The 6,305-nt window shown below is 72.0% G+C and carries 6 protein-coding genes; 4 read left to right on the top strand and 2 right to left on the bottom strand.

Annotated features, from left to right (window positions below; all coding sequences use genetic code 11):
• The first annotated feature begins 85 nt into the window (after positions 1-85).
• Positions 86-979 (top strand): LysR family transcriptional regulator, encoded by an 894-nt coding sequence (locus tag ACFWBW_RS25055; RefSeq protein WP_385376297.1) that lies wholly within the window; start codon positions 86-88, stop codon positions 977-979.
• Between the two features lie 161 nt (positions 980-1,140).
• Positions 1,141-2,445, top strand: a complete 1,305-nt coding sequence (locus tag ACFWBW_RS25060) for a putative Ig domain-containing protein (protein ID WP_385376300.1) — start codon at positions 1,141-1,143, stop codon at positions 2,443-2,445.
• Between the two features lie 28 nt (positions 2,446-2,473).
• Here the strand turns inward: ACFWBW_RS25060 and ACFWBW_RS25065 are convergent, their stop codons facing one another.
• Positions 2,474-2,668: a hypothetical protein gene (locus tag ACFWBW_RS25065; RefSeq protein WP_385376303.1), complete on the bottom strand. Its 195-nt coding sequence runs from the start codon at positions 2,666-2,668 to the stop codon at positions 2,474-2,476.
• 167 nt (positions 2,669-2,835) lie between these two features.
• Here ACFWBW_RS25065 and purB point away from each other — a divergent pair, with 167 nt between their 5' ends.
• Both purB and ACFWBW_RS25075 read left to right on the top strand, forming a co-directional pair.
• The gene (purB, locus tag ACFWBW_RS25070; RefSeq protein ID WP_385376306.1) at positions 2,836-4,191 is read left to right on the top strand and encodes an adenylosuccinate lyase; all 1,356 of its coding nucleotides are present in this window, start codon (positions 2,836-2,838) and stop codon (positions 4,189-4,191) included.
• Entirely contained in the window at positions 4,178-4,594 is a 417-nt protein-coding gene (locus ACFWBW_RS25075) for a GNAT family N-acetyltransferase (protein WP_385376309.1), read from the top strand. Before purB ends, ACFWBW_RS25075 begins: the two co-directional genes overlap by 14 nt.
• 53 nt (positions 4,595-4,647) lie before the next feature.
• Here ACFWBW_RS25075 and ACFWBW_RS25080 read toward each other — a convergent pair whose 3' ends face one another.
• Entirely contained in the window at positions 4,648-5,946 is a 1,299-nt protein-coding gene (locus ACFWBW_RS25080) for an MFS transporter (protein ID WP_385376312.1), read from the bottom strand.
• Between the last annotated feature and the right edge of the window lie 359 nt (positions 5,947-6,305).

Genomic DNA, 6,305 nt, shown 5'->3' on the forward strand with positions numbered 1-6,305 from the left:
CCGGCATGAACACCTTTGCGAAGCTTGACGGTTGTTCACCTGACGCGGTCTTACAGGTACACCCCCGCCCGGTTACCGTCCGGTCATGACCCCCACCCTCGCCCAGCTCCGCTACCTCGTCGCCGTCGCCGACTGCCGTTCCATCACCGGCGCGGCAGCCTCCGTGTTCGTCGCCCAGTCCGCCCTGTCGCGGGCCGTCCAAGCCATGGAGCGCGACCTCGGCGTCGATCTCCTCGCCCGCCGGGGAAGGGGGGTGGATCTCACACCGGAAGGGGCCCGGGTCGTCCGGCTGGCCCGCACCGTGCTCGACGCGGTGGAGGCCATAGACGACATCGGCACCCCCCACGGACTGGGCGCCAGGGCCGCCCTGTCCATGGTCACCACCCCCACCCTGGCCCTCGATCTGGCCTCTGAGCTGGTACATACCTTCACGGAGCGGCATCCCGGCCTCGACGTCAGACTCCACCAGTACGACAGCCGCGAGGCCGTGGTCCAGGAACTGACCCAGGGGCGCGCCGAGTTGGCACTCGTGGACCTCCCCCTCGACGGGGAGCTCTCCACCCACCACATCCAGGAGCGCGAGGTGGTGCTCATCTCACCCGTCGGGTCCGCACTGCCCGACCCGCTCCCGTTCCGCGCACTCGACGGGCTGCCGATGGTGCTGCCCACTCCCGGGACCGGCCGACGCACCGAGATGGAAGCCATGTTCAGCTGCCTGGGCGTGCGTCCGGTGCCCTGTCTGGAGGTCGACGAACGTCTCGGCTGGGTGACCGGGGTGACCGACGGCCGCGGCTCCCTCATCTGGTACCGCGACGTGGTCGCCAGGGCCTTCGGCAGCAGGGCGGAGATACGTTCCTTCACCCCGCCCCTGCTGCGCCCGGTGGGCATCGCGCACGCCCGCCGGCCGCTCAGCCGGGCCGCCCGCGCCTTCATCGCACACGCCCGGCACAAGGCACCCGTACGCGAGCCCTCGCGCTGACCGCGCTGACCGCACGGGCCGCGGGCACCGCGCGCCCCGGGCGTGCCGACCGGAGGAGCCCCTCCCGACGGCCTGAACATGCCCACCCGGCATTGAACGATGCTCAAACGGACGGCGATTGACTCTGGCGCCCTTACCTGACACCCCCTCACATGGTGGGCATGTTACGACTACTCCTCACACCCCCGCGGGCCGCCGCCCTCGCCACCGCGGCCCTCGCCACGGCCCTGCCGGCCGCGGCCTGGCTGACCGGACCCGCCGCCGGGCCCGCCGACGCGTCCACGCTGACGCCCGCGTCCGCACCCCTGTCCGGCACTGTCGGCGCCGCCGCGGCTCCCGAGCGCCAGTGCACCCTCCCCGGAGGCATGGCCGAGATCAGCGGGCTCGCCATGAGCCGAAAACACCCCGGCGTCTTCTACGCCGTCAACGACAGCGGGAACACCAACCAGGTCTTCGCCATCGACTGCAGTGGCGCCACCGGCCTACTCAAGGCCACGTACACGGTCTCAGGGGTCGGCAACACCGACTGGGAGGGACTGGCCATCGGCAAGGACTCCGCGGGCCGCCCCGCGATCCTGGTCGGCGACATCGGCGACAACTTCGGCAGCCGCGCCGAGATCACCGTGCACTCCTTCACCGAGCCCGACCAGCTCGCCAACGCCTCGGTGACGCCGGTGAGTTACCGCTTCGCCTACGCCGACGGGAAGCACGACGCCGAATCCCTGCTCGCCGACCCCGTCACCGGCCGCATCCACATCGCGAGCAAACTCATCGGCGCGGCAGGCCAGTTGTACCAGGCTCCGCCGGCGCCGGTACCGGGTCAGCTGAACACCCTGACCGCCGTCCGGCCGGGTCCGGTCTTCGCCACCGACGGCGCGTTCTCCCCGTCGGGGGCCTCGTACACCCTGCGCAGCGGCGGACCGCTGGGGGCCAATACGGCCTCGGTGTACGACACCTCGGGCACCAAGCTCGCGGACGTGGCCCTGCCCGCCCAGTCGCAGGGCGAGACGGTGACCTACGCCGACTGCACCAGCCTGCTCGTCGGCTCGGAGAACGACACCCAGATCTGGCGCATCCCCCTCCCCCCGGAGGCCACCCCGGGCTGCGGCGGCACCCCGACGCCGACACCCACCCCGACGCCCACCCCGACCCCGACACCCACACCCACCCCGACACCCACGCCCACCCCGACCCCGACCTCGGCCGAGCTGAAGCTGGCCAACCCCGGCCCGCAGAGCTGCAAGTTCAACCAGAACTGCACCATCCAGCTCACCACCACCGGCGGCAAACCCCCCGTCCGCTACACCGCCACCGGACTCCCCTGGGGCCTCACCCTCGATGCCGCCACCGGCCGCATCACCGGCAAACCCTGGGCCACCGGAACCATCCAGATCACCGCCACCGCCACCGACACCACCGGAGCCAAGGCCACCACCACCTTCCCCCTCACCCTCACCTGGTTCTAAAGGAGCCCGGGATCCGCCCCTCGCCGGGTCAGCCCAGCCTCGAAACCGCCTCCTGGTCGGCGACGACGACGAGGTTGGGGTTCGTGCGCAAGGTCGCGGCCGGGAAGTCGGTCGAGATCTCGCGCTCGGGCATGCCGGCGAGGGCTTCCGCCTTGGCGGCGCCGCTGACGATCAGCACCAGGCGCCGCACCTTGGCGAGCATGGCGGTCGCCGACGAGATCACCGCCGGCAACGACGAGGACGGCGTGGCGGCGGTCCTGGAGCGTCACCTCCTCCCGCCCCCATTCGGTAATAGCCAAAATGGCCTAGCATCTATTACCGTACGGAGGGTGGAAACGGGTCGCCGGCCGACGGCACGGCGCGCCCCCGGGCTACGGGAAGAGGTGTGCCTTGATCCAGCGCTACGCGCTGCCGGAGATGGCGGCGCTGTGGACCGCGGAGTCCACGTACGAGACGTGGGTCCGGGTCGAGGTACTGGCCAGCACCGCGCAGGCGGGTATCGGAGTCGTTCCGGACGAGGCCCTGGCCGACATTCGCCGGGCTCCGGTGCCGCCGGTCGCGCGGATCAGGGAACTCGAGGCCGAACGGGACCACGAGATCCTCGCGTTCCTGGCCGCCTACACGGAGACGATGCCGGCCGACTCGGCACGCTGGGTCCATCACGGCATGACCAGCTACGACCTCGTCGACACCGCGCAGGGGTACCTGCTCGCCCGCTCGATGGACCTCGTCCTGGACGCGGCCCGCTCCTTCACCCGGATCCTGACGGACCGGGCCCTGGAGCACTGGGACACCGTGTGCATCGCCCGCACCCACGGGATCCACGCCGAGCCGACCAGTTTCGGGCACAAGCTGGCCGTCCACGCCCTGGCCATGAGCCGCTGCCTGACCCGTCTGGCGGATGCCCGTACGGCGGTCGCGGTGGGGACCGTCTCGGGCCCCGTCGGCACCTACTCCCACATCTCCCCTCAGGTGGAGGAGTACGTGTGCGGGGAACTGGGGCTGGGGACCGAACCGATCCCGACGCAGGTCGTCGCCCGCGACCGGCACGCCCAGCTGCTGTCGGCGCTCGCCATCACCGGCGCCGTCGTGGAGCAGTTCGCCCTGGAGATGCGGATGCTCCAGCGCACGGAGGTGCGCGAGGTGGACGAACCCCGCACCAGCGCGTACCAAGGCTCCAGCGCCATGCCGCACAAACGCAATCCGACGACCAGCGAGCGGCTGTGCGGACTGGCGCGGGTCCTGCGGGCCAACGCGGGCGCCGCGTACGAGAACGTCGCGCTGTGGCACGAACGGGACCTGGCGCACTCCTCGGTGGAGCGGATCGTCCTGCCGGACAGCCTGACGATCGCGCACTACCAGCTGGTCTCGGCCGCGGCCGTCATCCGGGGCCTGGAGGTCTTCCCCGAGCGGATGGCCCGCAACATCGACGAGACCCACGGCCTCGTCCACTCCTCCGAGGTGTTCCTCGGTCTGGTCGCCGACGGCGCGGAACGCGAGCACGCGTACCGGCTGGTCCAGGCGGCCGCCGACGAAACCTGGCGTACAAAGGTCCCGTTGGCCGATGCCCTGGCGATCCGCGGCGTGGCCGTCCCCGCCGACCTCCTCGACCCCCGACGGTTCCTCACCAACAGGAACCACCTCAAGTCCCGGCTCGAAGCACTCAGTGACCGGCTCGGCGAAGAAGCCGGCGAAGAAATCAGTGAAGAACCCAGCAAGGAGCCTCACCAGCATGTGGAAGTGTGAACAGGTCATCGGCAGCGCCCTCGACGTGGAAGAGGCGGCCGCCCTGTACCGGGCGTCCACCCTCGCCGAGCGCCGTCCCGTGGAGGACACCCAGCGCTTCACCCGGATGCTCGCCGGCGCCAACCTGGTCATCGTCGCCCGCGACGAGGACGGCCGGCTCATCGGGATCTCCCGCTCGATCACGGACGGCGCGTACTCCACGTACCTCAGCGATCTCGCGGTCGACTCCGCCTATCAAGGCAAGGGGGTGGGCAAGGAACTCATCCGTGCCACCCGGGAAGCCGCACCCCAGGCCAAGCTGATCCTGCTGGCAGCCCCGGCGGCCGTGGACTACTACCCGCACATCGGGTTCGCCGCGCACAACTCCGCCTGGACGATGGACGGTCCGGCCAACCAAGCCTGATCCGTACGTACGCGTACCCCCGGCGCCCGCACCGGCGCCGGGGGTACGCCGTTTCAGCCCGTGCGCGCGGCGGACTGAGCGGGCGGGGCGAGCACGGAGTCCAGGCGGCGGGCGGCGGAGCGCCGCTGGACCACCGACAGGGCCGCGATCCCCGCGCCGAGGGCCAGCCAGCCGGCGGGCCCGGCCGTCATCACCACTCCGGTCAGGAGCAGCGGTCCTACGGACTTCTGCACGGACTGGGCCATGCCCGCGACGCCCAGGTACGACGCCCGCGCCTCCTCGGGGGCGAGCGAGACCGCCAGCTCCCAGGAGCTCACCGACCGCAGCAGTTCCGCCGCCGTGACCAGCACCGCCGCGGTGAGGAGCGCCACCGTCGCGGCGACGGCCCCGGCCCCGGAGGTGAGGGCCAGGAGGACGCAGCACGCGAGCATCGTCAGCCCGTACACGGAGACCGCCGCCGCGGCCTGGCGGGGTTCCTCGAACCTGGCCGAGACGCGGAGTTGGAGTACGACGACCAGCACGGTGTTGATGACGAGGAAGGCCGGAACCAGGGCGTGCGGTGCGTCGGTGTGGGCCACCAGCCAGAGCGGCAGGCCGACGGCCAGGACCGAGTCGTCGAGGTTCAGCGGGATGTCGAACAGGACGAAGCGCAGGTAGCCGCGGTCCCGCCACGGGCTCGGCACCCCCGTCCGGCGGGGCGCGGCAGCCCCGGGCGCCGCAGCCCCGGGCGCATCGCCCTCTGCCGCCGCGTCCCCCGTCGCCACGTCCCCCTTGCCCTTACCCGCGGCCGTGGCCGTGCCCGCGGCCAAGCGCCCCTCGGCTCGCGGCTCCCGGGTGCGCCAGACCAACGCCGCGGCCGCGAGGAACGACAGGGCGTTGGCCAGGATCAGCGCCTGATAGGCCGCCGGTGTCCCGACCGCGAGACCGGCGGCGGCGATCCCCGCGCCCACCGCGTACCCGGCGTTGGCCGTACTGCGCGACAGGGCTTGATAGGTGCCCCGCCGCTCACCCGCCACCCGTGTGGCGAAGAGCATCTCCAGCGCCTTGGCCGCCCGGTCGCCGAGGTAGGTGACGGCGACCAGGGGCAGCAGCACGTCGAAGCGGGTGACCACGAGCAGCGCGCCGAGGGTTCCGAGGCGCAGCAGGTGACAGCCGATCAGCAGGGACCGCACGGGGAAGCGGCCCGCCAGGTGCCCCGCCAGGGGCGATCCGGCGATGCCGGCGACGGCCGCGGCGCCCAGCAGGAGGCCGATCCGGCCGGCGTCCAGGTCCATGACGAAGGTGAAGTAGAGGACCGAGGAGGCACCCCACACGCCCGTGCCGGTGCGGTCCAGGAGTTGGGCGAGCAGCATGATCCGGGCGTCCCGGCCCCCGGGCGGCCGCCTCAACTGAGCCACCAGTCCGGGCCGTCGCTCCCGCTCCTGCCCCCGCCCCGGCCGCTCCCGGCGCCCCCGCCACCCCTGCGAACCCTTCCGGATCCCCGTACCTCGCCGCCGCATCCCGCTGCCTCCGAGCCCCCGCGAAAGTATCTCGATATCGAGATACCAGCGGAAGCCTGCCGGAGATTAATCTTGACGTCAAGATACTTCCGGGTGGACGCAGGGCGCGGGGGGGGGCAGAAGGGCCCCCCCCCCCCCCCCCCCCCCCCACGGCCCCCCCCCCCCCCCCCCCCCCCCCCCCAGAGCAAAAAAAAACCCACAAAAGGGGAAAA

The sequence above is a fragment of the Streptomyces sp. NPDC059957 genome (assembly GCF_042730015.1).
Classification (GTDB): domain Bacteria; phylum Actinomycetota; class Actinomycetes; order Streptomycetales; family Streptomycetaceae; genus Streptomyces.

Excerpts from the sequence above, each read along its gene's own strand:
- ACFWBW_RS25080 (WP_385376312.1), bottom strand. The coding sequence starts at position 5,946 with ATGCTGCTCGCCCAACTCCTGGACCGCACCGGCACGGGCGTGTGGGGT.
- ACFWBW_RS25060 (WP_385376300.1), top strand. The coding sequence starts at position 1,141 with ATGTTACGACTACTCCTCACACCCCCGCGGGCCGCCGCCCTCGCCACC.
- ACFWBW_RS25075 (WP_385376309.1), top strand. The coding sequence starts at position 4,178 with ATGTGGAAGTGTGAACAGGTCATCGGCAGCGCCCTCGACGTGGAAGAG.
- ACFWBW_RS25055 (WP_385376297.1), top strand. The coding sequence starts at position 86 with ATGACCCCCACCCTCGCCCAGCTCCGCTACCTCGTCGCCGTCGCCGAC.